At 51.1% G+C, this 22732-nt stretch carries 21 protein-coding genes; 19 read left to right on the top strand and 2 right to left on the bottom strand.

Going from position 1 to position 22732, the window contains the following annotated elements:
• Positions 1 to 13: 13 nt before the first annotated feature.
• The 7 genes from map (at position 14) to B212_RS0112055 (ending at position 8323) form a co-directional block, all read left to right on the top strand.
• Positions 14 to 760, top strand: a complete 747-nt coding sequence (map, locus tag B212_RS0112085; protein WP_019911044.1) for a type I methionyl aminopeptidase — start codon at positions 14 to 16, stop codon at positions 758 to 760.
• Between the two features lie 215 nt (positions 761 to 975).
• Positions 976 to 1161, top strand: coding sequence for a hypothetical protein (locus B212_RS31335; protein ID WP_019911041.1), 186 nt, complete (start codon positions 976 to 978; stop codon positions 1159 to 1161).
• Positions 1162 to 1411: 250 nt separating this feature from the next.
• Positions 1412 to 1489, top strand: a complete 78-nt coding sequence (kdpF, locus tag B212_RS35935; protein ID WP_084673406.1) for a K(+)-transporting ATPase subunit F — start codon at positions 1412 to 1414, stop codon at positions 1487 to 1489.
• A gap of 30 nt (positions 1490 to 1519) precedes the next feature.
• Positions 1520 to 3196 carry a potassium-transporting ATPase subunit KdpA gene (gene kdpA / locus B212_RS0112070; protein ID WP_019911039.1) on the top strand — a complete coding sequence of 559 codons (1677 nt, stop codon included), beginning with the start codon at positions 1520 to 1522 and terminating at the stop codon, positions 3194 to 3196.
• A gap of 16 nt (positions 3197 to 3212) precedes the next feature.
• Entirely contained in the window at positions 3213 to 5240 is a 2028-nt protein-coding gene (gene kdpB, locus B212_RS0112065) for a potassium-transporting ATPase subunit KdpB (RefSeq protein WP_019911038.1), read from the top strand.
• A 37-nt stretch (positions 5241 to 5277) separates the two neighbouring features.
• Entirely contained in the window at positions 5278 to 5898 is a 621-nt protein-coding gene (gene kdpC, locus B212_RS0112060; protein ID WP_019911037.1) for a potassium-transporting ATPase subunit KdpC, read from the top strand.
• A gap of 85 nt (positions 5899 to 5983) precedes the next feature.
• Positions 5984 to 8323: a hypothetical protein gene (locus B212_RS0112055; protein WP_019911036.1), complete on the top strand. Its 2340-nt coding sequence runs from the start codon at positions 5984 to 5986 to the stop codon at positions 8321 to 8323.
• A gap of 47 nt (positions 8324 to 8370) precedes the next feature.
• Here B212_RS0112055 and B212_RS0112050 read toward each other — a convergent pair whose 3' ends face one another.
• Entirely contained in the window at positions 8371 to 9339 is a 969-nt protein-coding gene (locus B212_RS0112050; protein ID WP_019911035.1) for a LacI family DNA-binding transcriptional regulator, read from the bottom strand.
• Positions 9340 to 9454: 115 nt separating this feature from the next.
• Between B212_RS0112050 and B212_RS0112045 the strand changes: the two genes are divergently transcribed.
• The 12 genes from B212_RS0112045 (at position 9455) to B212_RS0111990 (ending at position 21458) form a co-directional block, all read left to right on the top strand.
• Entirely contained in the window at positions 9455 to 10312 is an 858-nt protein-coding gene (locus tag B212_RS0112045) for a Cof-type HAD-IIB family hydrolase (protein WP_019911034.1), read from the top strand.
• A gap of 113 nt (positions 10313 to 10425) precedes the next feature.
• Positions 10426 to 11055 (top strand): DsbA family protein, encoded by a 630-nt coding sequence (locus tag B212_RS0112040; RefSeq protein WP_019911031.1) that lies wholly within the window; start codon positions 10426 to 10428, stop codon positions 11053 to 11055.
• Positions 11056 to 11191: 136 nt separating this feature from the next.
• On the top strand, positions 11192 to 12319 hold the full coding sequence (locus tag B212_RS0112035) for an NAD(P)/FAD-dependent oxidoreductase (protein ID WP_019911030.1): 1128 nt from the start codon (positions 11192 to 11194) through the stop codon (positions 12317 to 12319).
• Between the two features lie 34 nt (positions 12320 to 12353).
• Positions 12354 to 13277 carry a protein-ADP-ribose hydrolase gene (locus tag B212_RS31330; protein WP_198015855.1) on the top strand — a complete coding sequence of 308 codons (924 nt, stop codon included), beginning with the start codon at positions 12354 to 12356 and terminating at the stop codon, positions 13275 to 13277.
• Between the two features lie 4 nt (positions 13278 to 13281).
• Positions 13282 to 14127, top strand: a complete 846-nt coding sequence (locus tag B212_RS0112025) for a Sir2 family NAD-dependent protein deacetylase (protein WP_019911028.1) — start codon at positions 13282 to 13284, stop codon at positions 14125 to 14127.
• Positions 14128 to 14268: 141 nt separating this feature from the next.
• Complete coding sequence (locus B212_RS0112020) at positions 14269 to 15885, top strand: ABC transporter substrate-binding protein (protein WP_019911026.1); 1617 nt, start codon at positions 14269 to 14271, stop codon at positions 15883 to 15885.
• Positions 15882 to 16871, top strand: a complete 990-nt coding sequence (locus B212_RS0112015; protein ID WP_232231476.1) for an ABC transporter permease — start codon at positions 15882 to 15884, stop codon at positions 16869 to 16871. Before B212_RS0112020 ends, B212_RS0112015 begins: the two co-directional genes overlap by 4 nt.
• Positions 16868 to 17734 carry an ABC transporter permease gene (locus tag B212_RS0112010; RefSeq protein WP_019911024.1) on the top strand — a complete coding sequence of 289 codons (867 nt, stop codon included), beginning with the start codon at positions 16868 to 16870 and terminating at the stop codon, positions 17732 to 17734. The genes B212_RS0112015 and B212_RS0112010 overlap by 4 nt, the downstream gene beginning before the upstream one ends.
• A complete protein-coding gene (locus B212_RS0112005; protein ID WP_156830118.1) occupies positions 17731 to 18492 on the top strand; it encodes an ABC transporter ATP-binding protein in 762 nt (253 codons plus the stop codon). The genes B212_RS0112010 and B212_RS0112005 overlap by 4 nt, the downstream gene beginning before the upstream one ends.
• Entirely contained in the window at positions 18489 to 19274 is a 786-nt protein-coding gene (locus B212_RS0112000) for an ABC transporter ATP-binding protein (protein ID WP_019911022.1), read from the top strand. The genes B212_RS0112005 and B212_RS0112000 overlap by 4 nt, the downstream gene beginning before the upstream one ends.
• Positions 19258 to 20316: a pyridoxal-phosphate-dependent aminotransferase family protein gene (locus B212_RS0111995; protein WP_019911021.1), complete on the top strand. Its 1059-nt coding sequence runs from the start codon at positions 19258 to 19260 to the stop codon at positions 20314 to 20316. The genes B212_RS0112000 and B212_RS0111995 overlap by 17 nt, the downstream gene beginning before the upstream one ends.
• Positions 20317 to 20318: 2 nt before the next feature.
• A complete protein-coding gene (locus B212_RS0111990) occupies positions 20319 to 21458 on the top strand; it encodes an amidohydrolase family protein (protein WP_019911020.1) in 1140 nt (379 codons plus the stop codon).
• Here the strand turns inward: B212_RS0111990 and B212_RS0111985 are convergent.
• Complete coding sequence (locus B212_RS0111985; protein ID WP_232231475.1) at positions 21455 to 22606, bottom strand: HNH endonuclease domain-containing protein; 1152 nt, start codon at positions 22604 to 22606, stop codon at positions 21455 to 21457. The genes B212_RS0111990 and B212_RS0111985 overlap by 4 nt on opposite strands.
• Positions 22607 to 22732 lie beyond the last annotated feature (126 nt).

Raw genomic sequence — 22732 nt, 5'->3', positions numbered from 1 at the left:
TGGAGGAGCTTGTATGACAATAGGATCACAAGATGATATTGATGGCTTGAAGGAAATTGGCAGAATCGTTGCAATGACGATAAATGAAATGAAAAGTCACACACGCGCCGGAATTACAACCAGGGAATTAGATGAAATTGGCGGAGAGTTTCTGAAAAGATATGGGGCTGTGCCAGCACCTCAAGCAACCTACAATTTTCCCGGCAACACCTGCATTAGTGTTAATCATGAAATTGCCCACGGAATACCGGGAAACCGGATCATTCAACCGGGCGATTTAGTTAACATTGATGTTTCGGCAGAACTCGGAGGCTATTATGCGGACTCGGGACATTCTTTTCCGATAGCTCCATATGAGCCATCATTAGTGCGTCTGTGCCAATACACACACGACACGATGATGAAAGTAATCTCTTCGCTTAAAGCTGGCGTGAAAGTGAACGAAATCGGAAGGATCATTGAAAGTGAGGCTGAAAAAGGCGGCTATACGGTCATTGAGAATCTATGCAGCCACGGTGTCGGGAGGTCGCTGCATGAGTTCCCAAGCGAGATTCTGCCGGTGTATAACAAGCACGATAAACGGAGATTGAAAGAGGGGATGGTCATTACAATCGAGCCCTTTTTATCTACAGGTGCAAGGTATGCCGATGAGCAAGGGGACGGATGGACGTTATGTGTACCGGACAACAGCTTTGTAGCACAGCATGAGCACACCATTATTATTACAAAGGATCAGCCGATTATCTTGACTGCAGTATAAGTCATCAGATGAAGAATTCGTGCTAGTCCGCAGGTTCATTAGAAAATAAAACAGCGGCAGTCCAGGACTTATTTTCTTCGTCCTTGGCTGTCGCTGTTTCAATTTCCAGGTCTTTATGCAATCTTTATCCGCGCATAGAAACCCTAACCCTGAACTAATGGCGGGAGTGATACGCTATATCCGTAACCAAGAATAAGAGAGAAGGAGTCTTTTGTATGAATGAAATTTTGAAAAATACCGGTCTGGTATCGCTCATGCTGGTGCTGCTGTATAGCATTAAAAAAATATTCGACTATTGCGATTTGCATAGCACTGATAGCTATGAGGATGAGAACGTCAGTAAAGCTGCTGAAGAATTTGTACAGGAAATCTCCCGCAAGGGTGAAAAAGCTGATCTATAACGATGTATCTAGCGTATCTTAATGCAATCTTTATCCGCCCATGAAAACTCTAACCCTGAACTAATGGGAGAAATGTTACGCTAAACCGGAAGAATAAAAGAATTGAAAAGCAGAAAAAGGTAGAGAGAGGAGTGGCAAAGACGATGCTGGATGTGTATATGGTGGCGGCTTTGGCCGGGTTATTCGTTTTATTGTACACATTTGTACTGTGGTGTGGGCAGGTTGTTGATGATAAAGGAGGAGCCGGGCAATGACGGTGGTCATCATAGCAACCTTGTTATTGTTTCTGTATTTGGTATATGCCTTGATTCATCCGGAGAAATTCTAAGTCAGCTTATACATTTAAGGAGGAGCATCCGTGGGTATAGTGCAAATCATTGCTGTCATTGCCATACTGCTGCTGCTGGTTAAGCCAGTAGGAACTTATTTATATCATGTATTCTCAAATGAACCGAACCGGACAGACCGCGTCTTCGGCGGCTTCGAGCGCGGGATCTTCAAGCTAAGCGGTCTGAACAACCGCAAGAGAATGTCCTGGAAACGGTATGCCGTCAGCTTTCTGGCAACCAACATCGTACTGGTCGCCTTCAGCTATTTGTTCCTTCGCCTGCAAGGCGCATTGCCGATTAATCCGAATGGAACCGGCAGGATGGAGCAGACACTTACGTTCAATACAGTAATCAGCTTCATGACCAACACCAATTTGCAGCATTACAGCGGTGAAACCGGCCTTTCGTATTTCTCGCAAATGGCGGTCATCACCATGATGATGTTCACTTCGGCAGCGAGCGGGTTTTCTGTTGCCGTAGCTTTTGTGAGAGGGATTACCGGTAGAGGGTCTGTGGGGAACTTCTTCGAAGACTTCGTGAAGTCGATCACCCGTATATTCCTCCCGCTTGCGCTACTGGTTACACTGGTGCTTGTGGCGCTGCAGGTTCCGCAGACTTTGAAGCCTACTCTTCAGGTAACAACGCTGGAAGGAGCAACACAACAGATCGCAATCGGACCTGTAGCCTCACTCGAATCCATCAAGCATCTGGGAACGAACGGCGGCGGATTTTTCGGGGCGAACTCTGCGCATCCTTTCGAGAATCCGTCGCCGCTGACCAACATCATTGAAATCCTGTCAATGTGGACGCTGCCGGCAGCCTTGCCTTATATGTACGGACTGTTCGCCAAAAATAAACGCCAGGGCTGGATGATCTTCAGCGCCATGATGACCTTGTTCGTGCTGCTGCTGGGACTGAACTATTATGCGGAAACCCAGGGGAACCCGGCAATTAATGCAATGGGTATTAATGCTTCGCAGGGCAGTATGGAAGGCAAGGAGGTCCGCTTCGGCATCCCGCAGACGGCCTTGTTCACCACAGTGACAACTGCGGCGACAACCGGCTCTGTTAACAATATGCATGACACCCTCACCCCGCTCGGCGGCGTTACCCCGCTGGCCCTGATGATGCTGAACAACGTGTTCGGAGGCAAGGGCGTCGGTCTGGTCAACATGCTGATGTATGCTATCCTGGGAGTCTTCCTCTGCGGGCTTATGGTGGGCAGAACGCCGGAGTTCCTCGGACGGAAGATTGAAGCGCGGGAAATGAAGCTGATTGCAATCGCCATTCTGATTCATCCCTTGATTATTCTGGCCCCGACTGCCGGAGCCTTCCTGACTGAGCTGGGTAAAGGCGCGATTACTAATCCGGGCTTTCACGGGTTGACTCAGGTGTTATATGAATATACCTCCTCTGCCGCCAATAACGGCTCGGGTTTTGAAGGGCTGGCGGACAATACATCGTTCTGGAATATCACCACCGGGATCGTCATGCTGCTGGGACGGTATGTCTCCATAATTGCGATGCTCGCGGTTGCCGGCTCCATGATCCGCAAGAAGCCGGTTCCTGAAACGATTGGCACCTTCCGCACAGACAACGGCTTGTTTACCGGTATTCTGATTGGTACGGTGCTGATCATCGGCGCGCTGACCTTTCTGCCGGTTGTTGTCCTCGGTCCGATTGCCGAATATTTGACCTTACGTTAGGAAGAGGGAGAACACAATGAGTACTGTACCAAGAAAAAAGCTGCTGACAGGTCCTATCCTGCAAAGTGCGGTCAAGGACAGCTTCATGAAGCTGAACCCGGTGACCTTAATGAAAAACCCGGTCATGTTCGTTGTTGAGATCGGAACCTTTATTGTGCTGCTGATGGTCCTTGCGCCTGAGTATTTCAATGCCGAGGATTCCATAGGCTTCAATATTACGGTGTTCTTTATCCTGCTGTTTACCGTCCTATTCGCCAACTTCGCGGAAGCACTGGCGGAAGGCCGGGGGAAAGCACAGGCCGATACGCTCAAGAAAACGAAACAGGACATTTCCGCGAATAAGCTGATAGGCGGGGCCATCAAGACAGTTGCCTCTTCCGAGCTGCGCAAGGGTGATGTTGTTGTCGTCAGCCAGGGTGAATTGATTCCCGGCGACGGCGAGGTCATTGAAGGACTGGCTTCCGTAGATGAATCAGCGATTACCGGGGAATCGGCTCCCGTTATTAAAGAAGCGGGCGGAGATTTCAACTCGGTCACAGGCGGCACAAGAGTTGTTAGTGATGAAATTAAAGTGCGGATTACGAGTGACCCCGGTGAATCCTTCCTCGACCGGATGATCTCTCTCGTTGAAGGGGCCAAACGGCAGAAGACGCCGAATGAAATTGCGCTGAGCACGCTTTTAATCAGCTTGACGATTATCTTTCTGATTGTGGTGGTCACGCTGCGTCCGATTGCCGCTTATCTGAATGTCGAGCTGGAAATCCCGGTTCTCATCGCGCTGCTGGTCTGCCTGATCCCTACGACAATCGGCGGTCTGCTGTCAGCCATCGGTATCGCGGGCATGGACAGGGTGACTCAATTCAATGTGCTCGCCATGTCAGGAAAAGCGGTTGAGGCCGCTGGTGACATCAATACGATGATCCTCGATAAAACAGGCACAATCACCTACGGCAACCGGATGGCGAGCGAATTTGTTCCTGTGGGCAAGGAAAGCGCAGAAGAACTGGCCGTGTGGGCGGCGATCAGTTCCCTGAAGGATGAAACGCCTGAAGGCCGTTCCGTCATTGAACTTGTCAAAAAGCAAGGACACCGCTACGATTCCGCACTGGAAGGACAGTTCATTGAATTTCGCGCCGAAACGCGGATGAGCGGGCTGGACTTGAACGATGGCCGCATGGTGCGCAAAGGGGCTGTAGACTCCATCAAGCGCTGGGTATCTTCGCAGGGAGGGCTGATCCCGGACAACCTGGATAAATGCTCCAACGAGATCGCCGGTAAAGGGGGGACCCCGCTTGCCGTGGCAGTAGACAACCGGATTTACGGGCTTATTTATTTGAAGGACACCGTTAAGCCGGGGATGAAGGAACGCTTCGATGAGCTGCGCAAAATGGGCATCAAGACCATTATGTGTACCGGAGACAACCCGCTTACTGCCGCAACAATTGCTGCCGAAGCCGGGGTGGACGGATTTATTGCCGAAAGTACACCTGAGAATAAAATCGAGGTTATCCGCCGTGAGCAGGCCGAAGGCAAGCTGGTAGCTATGACAGGCGACGGCACGAATGATGCGCCCGCACTGGCGCAGGCGGATGTGGGTCTTGCGATGAACAGCGGCACATCGGCCGCCAAGGAAGCGGCCAATATGGTCGATCTGGACTCTGACCCGTCCAAGATCATTGAGGTTGTGGCGATTGGCAAGCAGCTCCTGATGACGCGTGGCGCCTTGACAACCTTCAGCATCGCGAATGATATTGCCAAATACTTCGCCATCATTCCCGCAATGTTCACGCTCGCTATTCCGGAGATGAAGGTGCTGAACGTAATGGGGCTGGGATCGCCAAGCTCGGCGATTATCTCGGCGCTGATCTTCAACGCCATCATCATCCCGCTGCTTATTCCGCTGGCGATGAAGGGCGTATCGTATAAGCCAATGAGCTCTACCAAGCTGCTCCGCCGGAATATATTTATCTATGGGCTGGGAGGAATTCTGGTTCCGTTCGCGGGCATTAAGCTGATTGATCTGCTGGTCAGTATTTGGATCTGAGAGATATACCTAAGGGTGAGAGAGGATGAAGTAAGAAATGGCAACTATCAATGCAGAACCAGTTGAACAGGAGCCGGTGCCACAAGGTTCTTATTGGATAAGTATCGTTAGGCTGAGCGTAGTGTTCATTGTACTCTGCGGAATTGTATATCCGCTGGCTTCCACGGCCATTGCCCAGGTGCTCATGCCTTCCCAGGCGAACGGCAGCCTGCTGAAGAACAGCGAGGGCCAGGTGGTTGGCTCTGGACTCATCGGACAGAACTTTACCAATCCGGCGTTGTTCCACGGGCGGGTATCCAGCATTGAATACAAGGCTGAGGCTTCGGGCTCGAACAACTATGGGCCATCGAATCCTGATATGCTGCAGCGCACACGCGATTCCATCGCCCAGTGGAAGCAGGATAACCCTGATGTTCCTGTGAATCAACTGCCGGTTGATCTCGTTACGAATTCAGGCTCGGGGCTGGACCCGGATATTACCCCGGCTTCCGCCAGCGTACAGATTCCCAGAATCAGCAAGCTGACAGGAATTTCGAAGGATAAACTGGAAGCATTAGTGAAGAAATATACCACAGGCCGCGATCTCGGATTATTCGGCGAGGAACGGGTCAATGTGCTGAAGCTGAATATGGCTGTAATGGAATTGTCGGCGAAATAGCCGGCTGTACCCTGTCCGAAATGGGCAGGGTAGTTTTCATTTCGGATTTCAAGAATAAGCGGCGAGGTCGGAAGGAGGTTGACCGGTGGCTCCATACAAACGTAAAACACCGGAAGAAATTTTGGATTCCATTTATCAGTTGCACAGGGGCAGGTTAAAAATTATTATCGGCTCCGTCAGCGGATCTGGTAAAACGTATCATATGCTGGAGGAAGGCAAGCTCCTGATGCAGCAAGGTATAGATGTAGTAATCAGCGCCGTCTCCACCATGCAGCGGGCGGAGACTGTTCAGCAGCTTGCGGATCTGGAGCGCGTCCCCAGCCTTCATTGGGTGAAGGACGGCAAGGAGCAGAAGGATCTTCCTCTGGAGGCTCTGCTGCAGCGCAACCCTGAGGTGCTGCTGGTGGACGGTCTGGCACACCGCAACCGGAAGGGAGCGCGGTTTCAGACGCGGCTGGAGGATATCCGGTATTTGATGGACAACGGCATCAGTGTGATCACGACGATTAATGTGTATGAGCTGGCAGGTATGTCCGAGCTCATTCACCAAAAAACCGGTATCCGCGCCGGAGAAACCGTACCGCTCAACACGCTGGAGCTGGCGGATGAGGTGCGGCTGATCGACGTGTCTCCCGAGACGGTTCTGAAAAGAATCGCGGAGGGAGTGCTCGGCGGTGAGGCCCATCCGGCGCTGTCCCGGCGGGGCAATCTCGGCGTGCTTCGCGAGCTGTCGCTTCGTCTGGTAGCGGAAGGCGTCAATGAAACGCTGGAGAAGCACCGGGAGGAACAAGGGCTTATCGGGCCTTCCGGCGCCAGCGAGCGGATACTTGTCTCCACGCAATATCACTGGAACGGTTCACTGTACGTGAGACGGGGCCAGCAAATTGCGAAGCGGCTGGGCGGCGATCTCATAGTTGTGACGTTCGTTCTCCCCAAGCGTCCGCTTACGAAGGAGCAGCAAAGCTTCAAGCGCTCCATTACAAAGCTGGTAGAGCGGGTGGGGGCCAGGTTTGAGGAGCTGCCGCTGGCAAATCTGCGTCTGCTTCCTCCCGTATTGGTGCGTTATGCCATTCGAAACAACGTAACCCGGATCGTTATGGGGCACTCCAAAAAAAGCCGCTGGCAGGAAAAATGGCAGGGCTCCATCGCAAACCGGGTTCTGCGGAGGACGCGGAATATTGATGTGTTCCTGATGGCTGACCGGGCGGAGCAGGACGGGGAGCGGATATTGCCGATCAGACCGCAGCCTAAGGAAACAGAGGAGCCCTTTCACCGTCTGACCCGCCAAGAGATGGAGCAGAGAATTGAGGGAATCCGCCGGGGAACCTTCAAGGTCTATATCGGTGCGGCTCCCGGCGTAGGGAAAACCTACAAAATGCTGCAGGAAGGCAATCTATTGCTGAACAAGGGGATTGATGTCGTTATCGGGCTGCTGGAAACTCACGGCAGAAAGGAAACCCAGAAGCAAATCGGCGGATTGACCATGATTCCGCGGGCCAACGTACTTTATCAGTCCACACAGCTCGAGGAAATGGACACCGATGCGATTATTGCCCGCCATCCTGAGGCTGTGCTGGTAGATGAGCTGGCCCATACCAACGTGCCTGGCAGCCAGTCCAAAAAACGTTATGAGGATGTCATGCGCCTGCTCGAAAACGGGATTTCCGTCATTACAACCGTGAATGTGCAGCACCTGGAAAGCCTGAACGATGCAGTGGCACAGCTAACCGGTGTGCGTGTCAGGGAAACGGTGCCGGATGCGATTCTGAAGATGGCCGGCGAGGTGGAGCTGATAGATGTCACGCCGCAAATGCTGCAGGAGCGGATGCGGGAAGGGAAGATTTATGCGAGCGAAAAGGTGAACCAGGCGCTGGAATCCTTTTTCAAAATCGGAAATCTGATTGCGCTGCGCGAGCTGGCCCTTCGTGAAATTGCAGATGATGTAGATGAGCGGCTGGAAGCGTGGGACCGTGATAATTCCCTGCGCGGGCCTTGGAGCAGACGGGAGGTTATCTTTGTCTGTGTGGACCTCAGACCACGGGCGGAACGGCTGATTCGCCGCGGCTTCCGCATCGCACACCGGCTGAAGGCAGACTGGTACGTACATTATGTACACTGCGGAGGGGGACGCACGCCCGAAGAGCAGAAACGCCTCGATTCGCTGCGTCATTTGACGGAACGGCTTGGCGGGAAGATGGAGGTCGCACAGGCAGTCGGCAGCACAAGCGTCCATCAGCACCTGCTCACAAGGATGAATGAAGTGCAGACAACCCAGCTAATTATCGGATATTCGCGTAAACCTCTCTGGCGCAGTCTTTTCAAAGAAAGCTTTGTCCATTATCTGCTCCGGCATGCCCGGCATATGGATATGCTGATTGTGGCGGATTTTGATCCTGAGGCTGCAGTTCCAGAGCCGGTCAGATGATTCTCAGGAGCACTGCGGAGCTTCCCTGCGACAAGGTCTTGGTGTTGTCAGGTCGAGCTCCGCTCAATGAGCCTGTATTCCAGGGAATGAAGCTCAAGGTCAGATTGGGCCAGTCTATTTTGAATCAGAATAAAGGCATTTTCCGCTTGCAGGTCTACCGGAGAATGAATGGTTGTCAGGTCGAGCAAATGAGCCACTTCAGTATTGTCAAATCCCATGATGCCCACATCTCCGGGAACTGCAAATCCTCTTCTCCGAAGCTCCGTAACGGCTCCTGCTGCGACTTCATCGTTGGAACAAAATAGGGCATCCGGTCTGTCCGTCTGGGCGATCCACCATCCGGCGAGCTCTTCACCGTCCTGAACGGAGGTCTTGTCCTGAAACTGCGGGAATCCGTGATCCGGTATATTGTATTTTTCCACGAAATCGGCATAAGCCCGCTTGCGTTCCTTCGTGTTGAGACCCTTGGACATGGCATAGATGCTGAGAATTTTGCGGTAGCCCTTGGAATACAGATGTTCGATACCAAGGATGTAGGCCTGATACTGGTCCATAAAGACAGAGGGGATTATCTCGCTTTGCAAGCGCTGCCAGGTTACAATCGGGCCGTATTTCGTATAAGCTTCAATCACTTCCCAATCATTGGCCCGCAGCACGCATACCAGTGCATCCAACTGCTTGCTCCGCAGCATTTCAAGCGCAACAAGCTCCTTCTCCAAATCTCCGTTTGTCATGAACAGGGTGATATTGAACCCATATTGCTGAGCAATTTCCGTGAACGCTTGGATGAAATTAAGCAGCAGCGGGCTGAGTGAAACCGCAATAATTCCGATTAACCGGGTGGAGCCCTTCTTTAGGGATCTGGCACTGGCATTGGGTACATAATCAAGCTGTGAAATTATCTCAAGAACTCTTGCCCGGATTGAACCGCTGACATATGGATGCCCGTTAAGTACACGCGAGACTGTTGTGGTTGATACGCCCGCCCGCCGGGCGATTTCCTGAATATTTGCCATATAGAACCACCTCATGGACAAGCATATCACAAAATTTCCTTTGACCTGTAATGCATTCCACAGTTTACAGTGTTCATGCAGCACCAATTAAGCCTCAAAAGGAGACTGAATGCCAATGACTCAGGAACGCAGAAAAATTGTCTTTATAGATATTGACGGAACACTTGTGGGGGATGATGGGAAGGTGCCGGAATCCGCACAAATCGCCTGTAAAAAAGCGCGGGAGAACGGCCATCTGCTGTACCTGTGCACCGGCCGCTCAAAGGCGGAAATCTATGAGGAGATTTGGGGCATCGGCTTCGATGGCCTGATTGGCGCAGGAGGGGGCTACGTTGAGTCCGGCAGCGAAACTCTTTATCATAAAAAGGTTAAGCCTGAGGATGTCCGCCAGATGGTGGATTTCTTCGATGCGCAGGGTGTAGATTTCTACTTGGAATCCAACTCAGCCCTGTATGGAAGCAGGAACCTGAAGGCGCACCTGGAGCGCAGAATTTATGGCGATGTTGTCAATGACCCTGCGGCCAAGGAGCAAATGCTGCTCTCTCCCCATCCCTTCATTGCCGGCATCACTTACGGGGAGACGGATATGTATAAAGAGGATGTCAACAAGGTTTGTTTTCTGGAAAGCAGCCTGTCCTTCGGGCAGATCAAGCGTGAATTCCAGGGCAAATTTGAGGCCATTCAGTGTACCATCCCGATCTTTGGCGAGGACAGCGGCGAGCTGATGATTCCAGGTATCCATAAGGCCGTTGCTATTGCTGATCTGCTAGAGCATTTGAAGATTTCCCGCCAAGACAGCATGGCTATCGGGGATGGAATGAACGATGCTGAGATGCTCGAATATTGCGCTATAGGCATTGCTATGGGCAATGCGAAGCCGGCCCTGAAGGAACTGGCCAATGATATTACGGGCAACGTGGGAGAAGATGGACTTTATCAGAGCTTTGTAAAATACGGCTTGATTTCCGGCTGATAACGGAAGTCTAATCCTCAGAAATAAGTATTCTCTTGACATCCGTCATATAATGTAACTACAATAGTTACAGGTTAACATTCATAAAAGCGGATTACAAAGGAGTTATTTCTGTGAATCAAAATAATCTTAATCTCATTTATGTGTGGGATGCTTATTGCGGCTGGTGTTACGGGTTCTCAAAGACCCTGCGGGCATTCCGGGAGACACATCCTGAGCTGCCTTTGACCGTTCTGTCCGGCGGACTTTTTACAGGAGAACGTAAGCAGCCGATCAGCGCGTACCCGCACATTGCCGAAGCGAACAACCGGATCAGCCAGCTTACGGGTGCGGAATTTGGCGCTGGTTATCAGCGCTTGCTTGCAAATGATGACTTTATTCTGGACTCCGAAGCCGCGGCAACCGGCTTTGCTGCCTTACGATTCTTTGCACCGGAACGTGCAGTGTACCTGGCTTCAGCTATGCAGCATGCGTTTTACTTCGAGGGCAAAAGTCTCAGCGACACCGAAACCTACCGCGAGCTAGCGGTTGCCTTTGACCTTGACCCTGAAGCTGTAACGGCACGAATGAAGACATCATCTGCCGCTGAAGAAGCTGCCAAGGATTTCATTACCGCCCGCCAGATTGGTGTACAGAGTTATCCAACCCTGCTTCTGCAGAAGGATGGGGAATATATTCGTCTCGGTGGAGGAACGATGACCCCAGAGAAGCTTGAGCTGCAGCTTTCCGCAATTATTGCCTGATGTTTTTTAGAAAAACAGTTCAAGTCAGCACTGCATCCCCAGTGTTGGCTTTTTCTATATGTTCCTGCTAAGGCTTGCAGAATGAATTATACTGAAGGAACACTATGGCGTTTGAGGCAGGAAAGGAAATGTACGCATGAAGAAGGTCATCGTAATCGGAGCAGGAATTCTAGGGGCCTCGACAGCCTATCAGTTAGCAGCAATGGGGGCAGATGTCCTGGTAATAGACCGCAAAGATAAGGGACAAGCAACCGACGCCGCTGCAGGCATCATTTGCCCTTGGCTGTCCCAGCGGCGCAACCAGGCCTGGTATCGTCTCGCCAAAGCCGGTGCCCGTTATTACCCGGAATTAATTGCACAGCTTCATAACGAAGGGGAAACAGAAACCGGCTATGCGCAGGTGGGGGCTCTAAGCATTCATAATGACCCGGAGAAGATTAGCCGGATGGAAGAACGCGCACAGATTCGAAAAGCGGAGGCACCGGAAATCGGGGAAATCACACAGCTTAATGAATTACAAACCCGGGAGCGTTTCCCCCTGCTGGCAGAAGGGTATCCCGCAGTTCACATCAGCGGAGCCGCACGTGTAGATGGCCGTGCGCTGCGCGACGCGCTTATCCGTTCAGCACAGCGCAAAGGGGCCGTTTTTGTAAACGGGGATGCTTCGCTTGAATATCACGCAAACCGTGTCACGGGAGTAACTGCCTCAGCGCGTACCTTTGCGGCTGACCTTGTTATTGTATGTGCGGGGGCGTGGGCCGGTCCGCTGCTGGAGCCTTTGGGCATTCATTTTGACGTTCATTATCAAAAAGCGCAAATCGTCCATGTAGAGCTTCCCAATCCGCAAGATACAGGCACCTGGCCGGTTGTTATCCCGCCCAATGATCAGTATCTGCTTACTTTTGAAGGGCACAAGATCGTCCTTGGATCTACACACGAAAATCACATTGAAGGCTACGATACCAGAATAACCGCAGGTGGAATTCAGGAGGTGCTGAATAAGGGGCTAGACCTGGCCCCTGGCTTAGCGGACAGCACTTTTCAGGAGGTGCGGGTTGGCTTCCGTCCGTTTACGCCCGGATTCCTGCCTGTGATTGGAGCTATTCCCGGCTGGGAAGGTCTGATTACGGCTAACGGACTCGGTGCGTCCGGGTTGACAATGGGACCCTATATAGGAAGTCAGCTTGCCAAGCTGGCGCTCGGAATGGATTTGGATCTCGACATCAGTGATTATGATATTCGCAAGGCGATGGATCAAGGCTGATTCCAGCAAAATTCAACCCGCAAAGGAGAAGGTAATGATGGTACATGAAGCACCTAATCTTGAGTTAGATGCATACCGGACAAAAATCCGTTTAGATCAACCCCACCCGGCAATTGCAGCCGGGCGGTTAACCGAACAGCAATACCTGGAAAGCTTAGAGGCGGCAGCTAAGCTGCTTCTTGAAGACCCGGAAGGTTATATGGAAGGTATTCCATCTGCATCACCTGACCAGAAGAGGGCCTACATTAAGGCGGCTCTGACCATTAAGACTCCAGGCGCAGCCAATGCAAAGCTCAACCCCTATATGGATGTAATCCTGCAATATGAACGGCAGTTCAAGACGATTACCAAAGCTTCGGCTCTAACACCTTTGTCGAAACAATTCCAGTCTATACAACAAGAAATAGCTCCGGAAATATACCTATGGCAAGGAGATATTACAGAGCTTGAAGCCGATGCCATCGTGAACGCTGCCAACAGCAGGATGCTGGGCTGCTTCCAGCCTTTTCATGCCTGCATTGACAATGCCATTCATTCCGCCTCCGGGCCAGAGCTGCGTGAGGATTGCAATGTCATCATGGAGCTGCAGGGTCATGCCGAACCGACAGGCTACGCTAAAATAACAAGGGCATACAACCTGCCCTCCAGGTTTGTGCTGCATACGGTTGGCCCCATCATTGCGGCTGGACAAGCGGTCACAGAGCATCAGAGATCTCTGCTGGCTGGTTGTTATACCTCCTGCCTGGAGCTTGCGGCCCAGGTTGACTCCATCTGTTCGGTTGCATTTTGCGGAATATCCACCGGGGTATTCGGTTATCCCAAAAGGGAAGCGGCCGTCGTAGCCGTAAACGTAGTTCAAGCTTGGCTAAAACAGCATCCCGGGCGTTTCGGGCAGATTATTTTTAATGTGTTCAGCGACGAGGACCGTGAAATCTACGAATCTGTGTTGGAGGGGTAATTAAATGAATCCTATAGATCAGCAATTGATCCAAAGGGCGAAATCGGCCATTGGCGAGGCGGAATATATTGTTATAGGGGGAGGGGCAGGCTTATCTGCTGCTGCTGGGATTGAATATAGCGGGGTAAGATTCACCCGAAATTTCCAGCCCTTCATTGAGAAGTACGGATTGACTGACATGTACTCTTCCGGCTTCTATCCCTTTAAGACCCAGGAGGAACGGTGGGCATATTGGGCCAGACATATCAGCCTTAACCGATACGAAGCGGCCAGCACCAAGTTATATACCGATCTGCATCAGTGGGTGCAGAACCATAATTACTTCGTCATCACAACCAATGTGGACAGCCAGTTTGAGAAGGCCGGTTTTCCGCAGCATCAAATTTTTGAAATTCAAGGCAACTATGGCTATTTGCAGTGTGCGGCAGGTTGTCATGATAAATTGTACAATAATGAGGCTCTGGTCAAGGCAATGGTTCAGCACACCGTCGATTGCCGGATTCCTTCTGAACTAGTTCCCAAATGCCCGGTATGCGGCGGAGAGATGAATCCACACCTTAGAATTGATCAATACTTTGTACAGGACGGGAAGTGGTATGAACGAAATGCTTCCTACAACGAATTCCTGCGTGCAGCAGAATGCAAGAAGACTGTATATTTGGAGCTGGGGGTTGGTTATAATACACCGGGAATTATTCGTTATCCCTTTGAAAAGCTTACGTACCGCAATGAGCATGCGACCTTAATCCGCTTCAACAGACATAATCCCGAAGGCATGGAAGGAAATGAGGACAAGACCATCTCATTTACAGGAGATATGCAAGAGGTTATAACGTCATTGCTTAATTGAAGCATATTCATTTCTAGCAATGGATATATTAGATACATTCTTATGGCCAAAATGATTTTTTGTTTGACAGACGATGGTGATTGATCCATAATACAATCCATACTAAACTCATATGATTTATAGGAAGGGGAAGGATCAGACATGTCACAGTTTACAGCATCTTTTAGAAAGTCGGTTTGGGTAGGAGCATTAGCAATTCTGCTAGTGGTAATTGCAGGATGCTCCGGGTCCAAGAATGATCCTAAACAAAATAACAGCGCTCAAGCAACAACGAGCCCAGCGGCAACTCAAAGTGCAAATACAGATGTGCCTGCAGCGGGAGGAACCTTTGTCTATGGACGGCCTGCTTCAGTAACCTCTTTTGATTTACATAATGAGATTACGTCGAACAATGCGTTTGCAATTGACAAAGTATTCGAGTCACTGGTTGCTTTTAACAGCAAGGGTGAAATTGTAGACTGGCTTGCCCAGTCACACAGCATCAGTCAAGACGGGCTGACGTATACCTTTGTCCTCCGCGACGGTCTGAAGTTCTCGAACGGCACGGCTGTCACTGCAAAGGATGCGGTATTCTCGCTTAACCGGCATTTGAAGGTGGGCGGTCCGCTGGCAATCGCAGCCAAGGTTGCTTCTGTTAAAGCGCAGGACGACAAAACGCTCGTGATTACACTTAAAGAGCCGTATACACCGTTTATCTCCGAGCTGTCCAACTTCTCGAACGGGATAATTCCGGATAACTTTGGCGGGGCTACCGAAGAAGAGTTTTTCAAAAAACCGATCGGTACTGGACCTTTTGTTGTTGAGACATGGGACCCTGCAGGCGACCTGACCTTCACCAAGAATCCTAACTATTGGCAGGAAGGCAAGCCTTACATTGACAAGCTTGTGTATAAGCTGATTGAAGACGACAGCCAGGCAATCAACCAGCTCAAGGCTGGAGATGTTGACGCAATTGAATCTCTGGCGCTGCAGAACGCAGACGAAATCAAGAATGGTGCAGACACAGCAGTAGTAACGAACGGGAGCTGGGTAACAGAGCAATTGTTCTTCAATACACTGGACAAACATTTCTCCGATGTGCATGTCCGCCGTGCTCTGGCGCTGGCGCTGGATCGTGAAGGCTTGACCAAGGCGCTTACGTTTGGTTATGCACAGACTGCAAATTCTTTGCTGCCGACCACCATTCCATATAACTCCAATGATACGATCAAGCCGCTCAATTACGATGTAACTGCAGCGAAGGAAGAGCTGGCCAAATCCGCCTTCCCTAACGGCTTCACTACCAAATTGCTTGTAGCGTCCGGCAACAGCACCAGAGCCCAAGAGGCGCAAATTATTCAGGCAGCGGGTCAAACCATCGGCATCAAGATCGAGATTGAATCCACTGAGCTGGCTACTTTCCGGGAACGTTTCTTCAAATATGATTTCGCGGCAATGCTGAACAGCGGTCAGGCGGACTCCCCTGAAGCGAACTCGATTATTGCTTTCCAGACCGATCCGGATGGCTTCAGCAAGTCGTATTGGACGCATTACACGAATAAGGATGTAACCAAACTGCTCTATGACGGGCAAAAGACAGCAGATGGCGATGCCCGCGCGCAAATCTACTCTAAGCTGCTGCAGACGCTTGCCGATGAAGTACCTTACATTCCTTTATACTACCCGGATATTCTGATTGGTGCCCGTTCTTCGGTCGATGGCCTTGTTGTTTTGCCTAACGGCAGCCTGCGCCTGGAAGATGTCCGCATTGGAAAATGATGAAATCCAATAACACGTTAACTCCATCAACAGGTAGGAACGGTTCATACAGTTGGCTTGTGATTGCACTTGTTAGAGCATTGATAGTGATCCTGTGCGTGATGACGGCAGTTTTTTTCCTGATCCGAATCGTGCCGGGGGACCCTGCAAAAATGATTTTGGGTGAATACAGCACACCGGAGGCGCTCAAGAGTATGCATCATACTCTTGGGCTTGATCTCCCTGTATGGGAGCAATTCGTCCGTTTTGTGCAGACATTGTTTACGCAAGGGGATACCGGAAATTCCATTGTGACGGGAATCTCTGCAAGAGAGCTGATAGCCGAACGGGCTCCTGTTACTCTGCTGCTCATCGCATTGGCCAGCGCTCTGGCAATCGTAATATCGCTGCTGCTTGCCACACTTGCAGCCACGAACAAAGACAAGCTGCTGGATCATTTGATCCGTATTTTTCCTACAATCACACTGGGCATGCCAATCTTCTGGGTTGGCATCCTTTTGATTCTGCTGCTTAGTGTCCGTCTTCATTGGTTTCCCGTCGGAGGAGTTGGCGAAGGGTGGACCGGAACCTTGTACAGCCTTACGCTTCCGGCGATAACCGTCGCTTTTTCACAGATTCCGACTCTGGTTCGTTCGTTAAGGGCGCAGATGCTGGAGGTATTGGAATCCGATTTTGTAGTTACCTTGAAGGCCGCGCGAATACCTAACAGGGTGATTCTGTTTAAGCATGTGCTGCGCAACTCCGCGCTTCCAACACTGATGCTGCTCGGTGTCAATATTTCCTATCTCATAGGTGGCACACTCGTCGTTGAACAGGTGTTCGGCATCAAAGGAATTGGCAGCCTGCTGTTTACTTCAATTTCGAAACGGGATTTCCCGGTCATTCAAGGAATAGCGCTTTACTGTGCCATATCCGTAGTGATCATCAGCCTCCTGGTTGAAATCCTGTCCTGGTGGCTCGATCCCAGAACGAAAGGAAAACAATGAACCCTACAACGATAGACCCACAATTGCAAGAGGGCAGCAACAAGAAAAGCACTGTTAAGCGAATATGGGGAACACCTTCTCTTCTGATCGGGAGCATTATGTTTGCAGTGCTGATTCTCCTGGCTGTATTCATACCGTTTATAAGTCCGTATCAACCCACGGAGCAGAATTTGAGCGCTTTTTTGCAGCCGCCGTCTGCTTCGCATTGGCTGGGAACAGATCAGCTCGGACGCGATTTGTTTACGAGACTGATCTATGCTGCACGAACTGATCTGAAAATCATGGTCCTGGCGGAAATCATCCCTTTTTGCACCGGCATCTTTCTGGGAATGCTTGCAGGGTATTACGGGAAGTGGATTAACACTGTGATTACGCTGCTGACGGATACTTTTATCGCGTTCCCTTTTTATCTGATCGTTATCATCGTGGCATTTGCCAGCGGAGCAGGCGAGCGGGGGATTTATATCACTTTCATGCTTGTAGGCTGGATCGTATTTGCCCGTGTGGTCAAAGGTCTCAGCGCATCGTTCCGTGAGCAGGAATGGGTGGCGTCGGCTCAGACTCTGGGCCTTCCCGGAGTAAGAATTATTCTGCGCCATCTCCTGCCCAATGTTCTGCCTCAGGCGGTGGTCGTCCTAATGGCCGATATGGTTGGACTGCTGGTCGCGATTGTAACGCTCGGTTACCTTGGCATTGGCATTGCACCTCCGACTCCAGACTGGGGGACGATGATCGCGGATGGACAGTCCTTCATCACTACCGCTTGGTGGCTCTCGGCTGTTCCCGGCTTTGCAGTGGTGTATACGGGAATAGCGCTGTCGCTTGTCGGTGATGGGCTGGCAGACATATGGAGGAAAAAATGATGGCTACACATCCGATTTTGACAATAAATTCGCTGTCACTCGCCACAACGTCCAAAGAACCATTGGTCAGCAATGTCAGCTTTTCACTGGGTAAAGGGGAGAGCCTGGGACTCGTCGGTGAATCGGGCTCCGGTAAGTCGCTTACGCTGCGTGCCATTCTGGGGTTGCTCCCCCGCGGGGTGGAGCAGAGCGGAGGGGTCATCGAGACCGCGGCAAGCAGCGCGATGGTGTTCCAGGACCCGAGAGGGGCGCTGGACCCGCTCTGCCCGGTTGTTAATCAGCTCGCAGAAGTCGTGTATTACAGACAGAGAGTCGGCCGGAAGGCTTCACGCAAAATAGCGCTGGAATTGCTCGAAATGCTCGGGCTTCCCGAATCTCTAAAGAAAGCAGACCGCTATCCAAGCCAGTTGTCGGGCGGTCAGTGTCAGCGTGTAGTTATCGCTATGGCGCTGGCGTGCAAGCCGGACATTCTGCTCTGTGATGAACCGACAACCGCGCTGGACGTTACCGTTCAACGGCAAATTATCGAAACCATTACCCGCTTGCAAAATGAGCTGGGTTTTGCCATGGTCTTTGTGACACATAATCTGGCGATTGCAGCTAACTTATGCTCCAAGCTATGTGTGATGAAGCAGGGGCGGATTGTGGAGCATGGTGAGACTCAGCAGCTATTACACAATCCGTCTGATCCTTACACTCAGATGCTGATTGATTCCGTGCTGCCGCTGCCGGAGCTTGAAGGGAGCGAAGCTGAATGAATACTGCGCTGCAAGTACAGAATCTCACAGTCCGTTACGGCGGGTTTACTGCGCTGGATCACATTAATCTGAGTTTGCAGGAGCATACCACCCTTGGCCTTGTCGGCGAATCCGGTTCGGGCAAATCCACTCTGGCGCGAGTGATTGCCGGGCTGATCGCTCCCGATGAAGGGCAGATTCTGCTGGGAGCCCAGCAATTAGTGAAGAAGCGCAGCCGTGAGCAGCACAAAAAAATACAGATGATCTTTCAGAACCCGGATGCGTCGCTGAATCCGAAGCATTCCATCCGGCAGATTCTTTCCGAAGCACTGCTGTTCCATAATATTGTGAACCGCTCAGAGGTTGAGAAGAGATGCAAAGAGCTTTTGGACCGTGTTCATCTGGAGGCAAAAGCATTGGATAAATATCCGCACGAATTCTCCGGCGGACAGCGCCAACGGATCGCCATTGCGCGTGCATTAAGCGTTGAGCCGAGCCTTCTGATCGCGGATGAACCGACGAGCGCGCTGGATGTTTCCGTTCAGCTAAGTGTGCTCGAACTGTTCAATACACTCAAAGCCGAGCTTAATTTGACCATGCTGTTCATCTCCCATGATCTGGGAGTCATTCATGCAATTAGCGATACCGTAGCCGTTATGCGGCAGGGCAAGCTTGTTGAGAGCAGTCCGAAGGACCAATTCTTCACTCGTCCTGAGGCCGCCTACAGCCGCGAGCTGCTGTCCGCAGTTCCGAAAATGCCGATAACAAGATCAGCAGGAGGTTTTTATGAACCAAGAACATAAAGGATTTATCCCGCTTTCAATTACCGAGTTCAATACGCTTACGCAGTTGCTCTCCAAGCTATTGTCTACCCAGCATCCCCCGCTCATCATCCCTGGTGAGGCTATCTTAGGGATTGAGGCGGTGGCCGCAGGAATAGCTGCGCCGGGGCGTACCATTCTAAACGTAGTAACCGGACCTTATGGCAGTCTATTCGGAGAATGGCTTAAGCGCGGCGGAGCAACGGTTGTAGAGGTGAAGGTTTCCTTTGACGAGGTGGTTACTGCAGAGAAGGTTGCTTCCGCGATTGAGCAGTTCAAGCCCTGCGCTATTTCCTTTGTGCAGGCAGAAGTGGTTACAGGCGGGTCTAATCCCGCCCAGGCAATATTCAAGCTCGCCCAGGATAACAACCTCATTACAGTGACGGACTCCGTGTCGGCAGTCGGGGGAGAAACCCTGCTGGTGGATGAATGGGAAGTCGATTTTGCAGTGATGGGTGCGCAAAAAGCCCTGTCCGGGCCAAACGGCGTAAGTGCCGTAAGCATCTCGCCGCGCGGCTGGGATTTCCTTGCGTCTAACCCGGAGGCGCCGCGCAACTCGATTCTGTCCTTGCTGGATTTGAGACCATCTTCAGGCGGCGCTGCACCGTTACGTGTTCCGCCCAACATTCCAACTCTTGAGGCCAGAGCCCTGATTTCGGCTTTGACACAAATTGAAGAGGAGGGGCTGGAGCAGGTAATCAAGCGTCATGAACGGACAGCCGCCTCAGCCATTGCCGGTATTCAGGCATTGGGGCTTACGCCGTGGCAAAAGGATAGCAGTCATTACTCAACGCTGACAACGACGGTTAGAATTGCCGGGGAGCAGAAATTGCTTATAGATCAGCCTATTGGCATCGTGGCTCCAGGGGACGGAGAATTATTCGGCCAGCTTCTGCGTATCAACCATTTTGGAGCGAAGGCTAGCCGGCAAAGCGTGGAAGAAGCTGTGACTACACTCGCTCAATTGTTACATCAGGAGCCTGACCATGCCATAACGGCTGTTCGGCTGGCTTGGGGGGAATGAACATGATCATTAAGCATCCAGAGCTGCAAACCTACAAGAATATTGCTATCGCCGGCACCACAGGGAAACGGTTTGACATTGTGATTAAGGAAGGACGGTTCTCATCCATTGTTGAAGGCTCGAAGCCGTATGAGGAGTCACCTCAACCTGCCTCACAATTATGGATAAGTCCGGGTGTAATTGATCTTCACACGCATCTGGCCTGGACAGACTTCGACCATGCTGACCAATTGAAACGGAGCAGCGGCGAGGTTGAGGCTATGCAGGCCAAAGCCTTTGAAGCGACACTGCGGACCGGTGTAACGACTGCGCGCGATGCGGGCGGGATTCTGCCGAGCACGATTCAGCATCTTGTGCAGCACTATCAGCAGCCGCTGCGGGTACAGACCAGCAGCGATATGCTTGGCGCAGGGGATGCCCGCGGCCTTCAGCATTTAGAGCACCGGATGGCAGAAATCTTCGCTACAGGAGCAGGCTGGATCAAAATCATGGCCACTGGCGGTCTTGGAGCGCCTACCGAACAAGTGCTTGATCCGAATTTTTCGGAGGAAGAGTTCGCTTTTATTGTGCGGAACGCGCATGACCATCACAAAAAGGTCCTGGTTCATACCTGGGGTGGGGTGACAGTTGATTGGTCTATCCATGCTGGTGTGGAATCTATAGAGCACGGCATGTTCCTGACAGCAGATCAAGCAGGCAGACTTGCTGAGTCGGGGACAGCTTATGTACCTACAACTTCGATCTACCGCATAGCCGCAGATCCCAAAAGCGTGCTGGCGCTGAACCAGGTAATTTGCGAGCGGGCCGCCCGCGCCGCCGAAGCTCACTCGAAAGCCATTGACTATGCCAAACGGGCAGGAGTCCGTCTTGGATTCGGTACGGATTATGCCACACCTGCGCTCCACGGGTACAACCTTCAGGAGCTAGATACGCTGATGGAGTATGGCTTGACCCGTACAGAAGCGTGGCAGTCAGCCACCGGCAATGCCGCAGAGATTCTGGGAAGCGGCAACGAGCTGGGACGTATTGCAGAAGGCTACATTGCCGATGCGATTATCTTCAACGCCGATCCGTACCAAGCGTCAAATGCGGAGCAGCTCCGCACCAGCATCGTTTCTGTTATTACGGGGGCGGATATTTAAGGAATTGGACGTGTCTGCCGGGGGCCCGCAACTATATTTTTAAGCTTGCCGATCCTGGAACGGCTGTTTCCACTCAGAAAGCCAAGCTGCTCTGCCAGGTCACGCCTGAATTTCAAGAAAGCTTCATCGTTCAGCCTGCTCTCGTCATCAATATACCCGACAATGATTTGCTTGATCTCAAGCTCACTGTTAAAGTAGGCTTTGTTCTTCTCGTACAGGTCATGAATATAATCATCGGGATAGGCTTTTCTTTTCTTCACAAGCTCTTCGACTTGATTCCGGTGATAATTATACAATGATTCTATCTTGAAAATATCCAAGTGCTGCTCCGCTGCACCCAAGCTGTTCGTTACTGTCGATACTTCAAACGTCAGCACATCCGCTTCGAACCGGAAATGCTCGCCAATATGCTCCTCATAAGGGCTAATGTTGGCAAAGGTGAACTTCCGGTCACCCTTCAAGGCTTGATTGCATGATTTGCAGACCGGCACGAGGTTATAGAGCGACATGGAGAAGTAAGGATAATCGCACTTCGGCAGGAAGTGGTCGATATCTGCCCGCATTTTCCCGTTATCAGAGAGGATGGGGGTAATATACTGGCGGTTGCAATAGGGACACACGCGGATTCCGCTTTCCATCACGAAATGATAATCGTTCCATTCCTTTTGAAAAATATCCATCTGTCTGAAATTATCCATGCTGATGTTGAGCTGCTTCAGCTTTTGAAATTGCTGTCCACACTCTGCGGCATTAAGCGTGCCTTGACCAAGGCAGAGCCCGATTTCTTTACTTAGCTTAGGATAATTCGCCTTAAGGATGTTAACAATTTCTATCTGCGCTCTGGAAGAATACCGGTCCATTCCGATATTATCCAGGGCTTTTTTCTTGATGTAGTAAAAAAAATCCTTGACCTTAAACCGCTGATAGCCGAACAGCTTATTCAGATGCTCGGAGTAGGAACGCTCTTTAAGACGGATCATTTGATAAACTAGCGGGAAGTCCCGCTGAATCACTGCATCCAGGTTTTCTAAATCCTTTAGTTTGCCTATTGCGAAAGCTCTGTAGTTCCTTTCCACGTACTCTAAAAACAAACGGTGCTGGCTCATGAATTCATTGCGGATTTGTTGCTCATTCCACGGCAAATTCATCTTCGCTTTCAATTCGCTTAATATTTTAGAAGTTGGGATGTAAGCAGGATTGCTTCGTTCTTCTTTAAGAGCTGGATTGATCTTCCTCTTAAAATATCTCAAATGTGTTTTTACAGCTTTTGCGGA

Origin of the sequence: Paenibacillus sp. HW567 (assembly GCF_000374185.1) — a bacterium.
Lineage (GTDB): Bacteria > Bacillota > Bacilli > Paenibacillales > Paenibacillaceae > Paenibacillus_AQ.
This window is presented reverse-complemented; position numbering and strand designations above follow the sequence as displayed.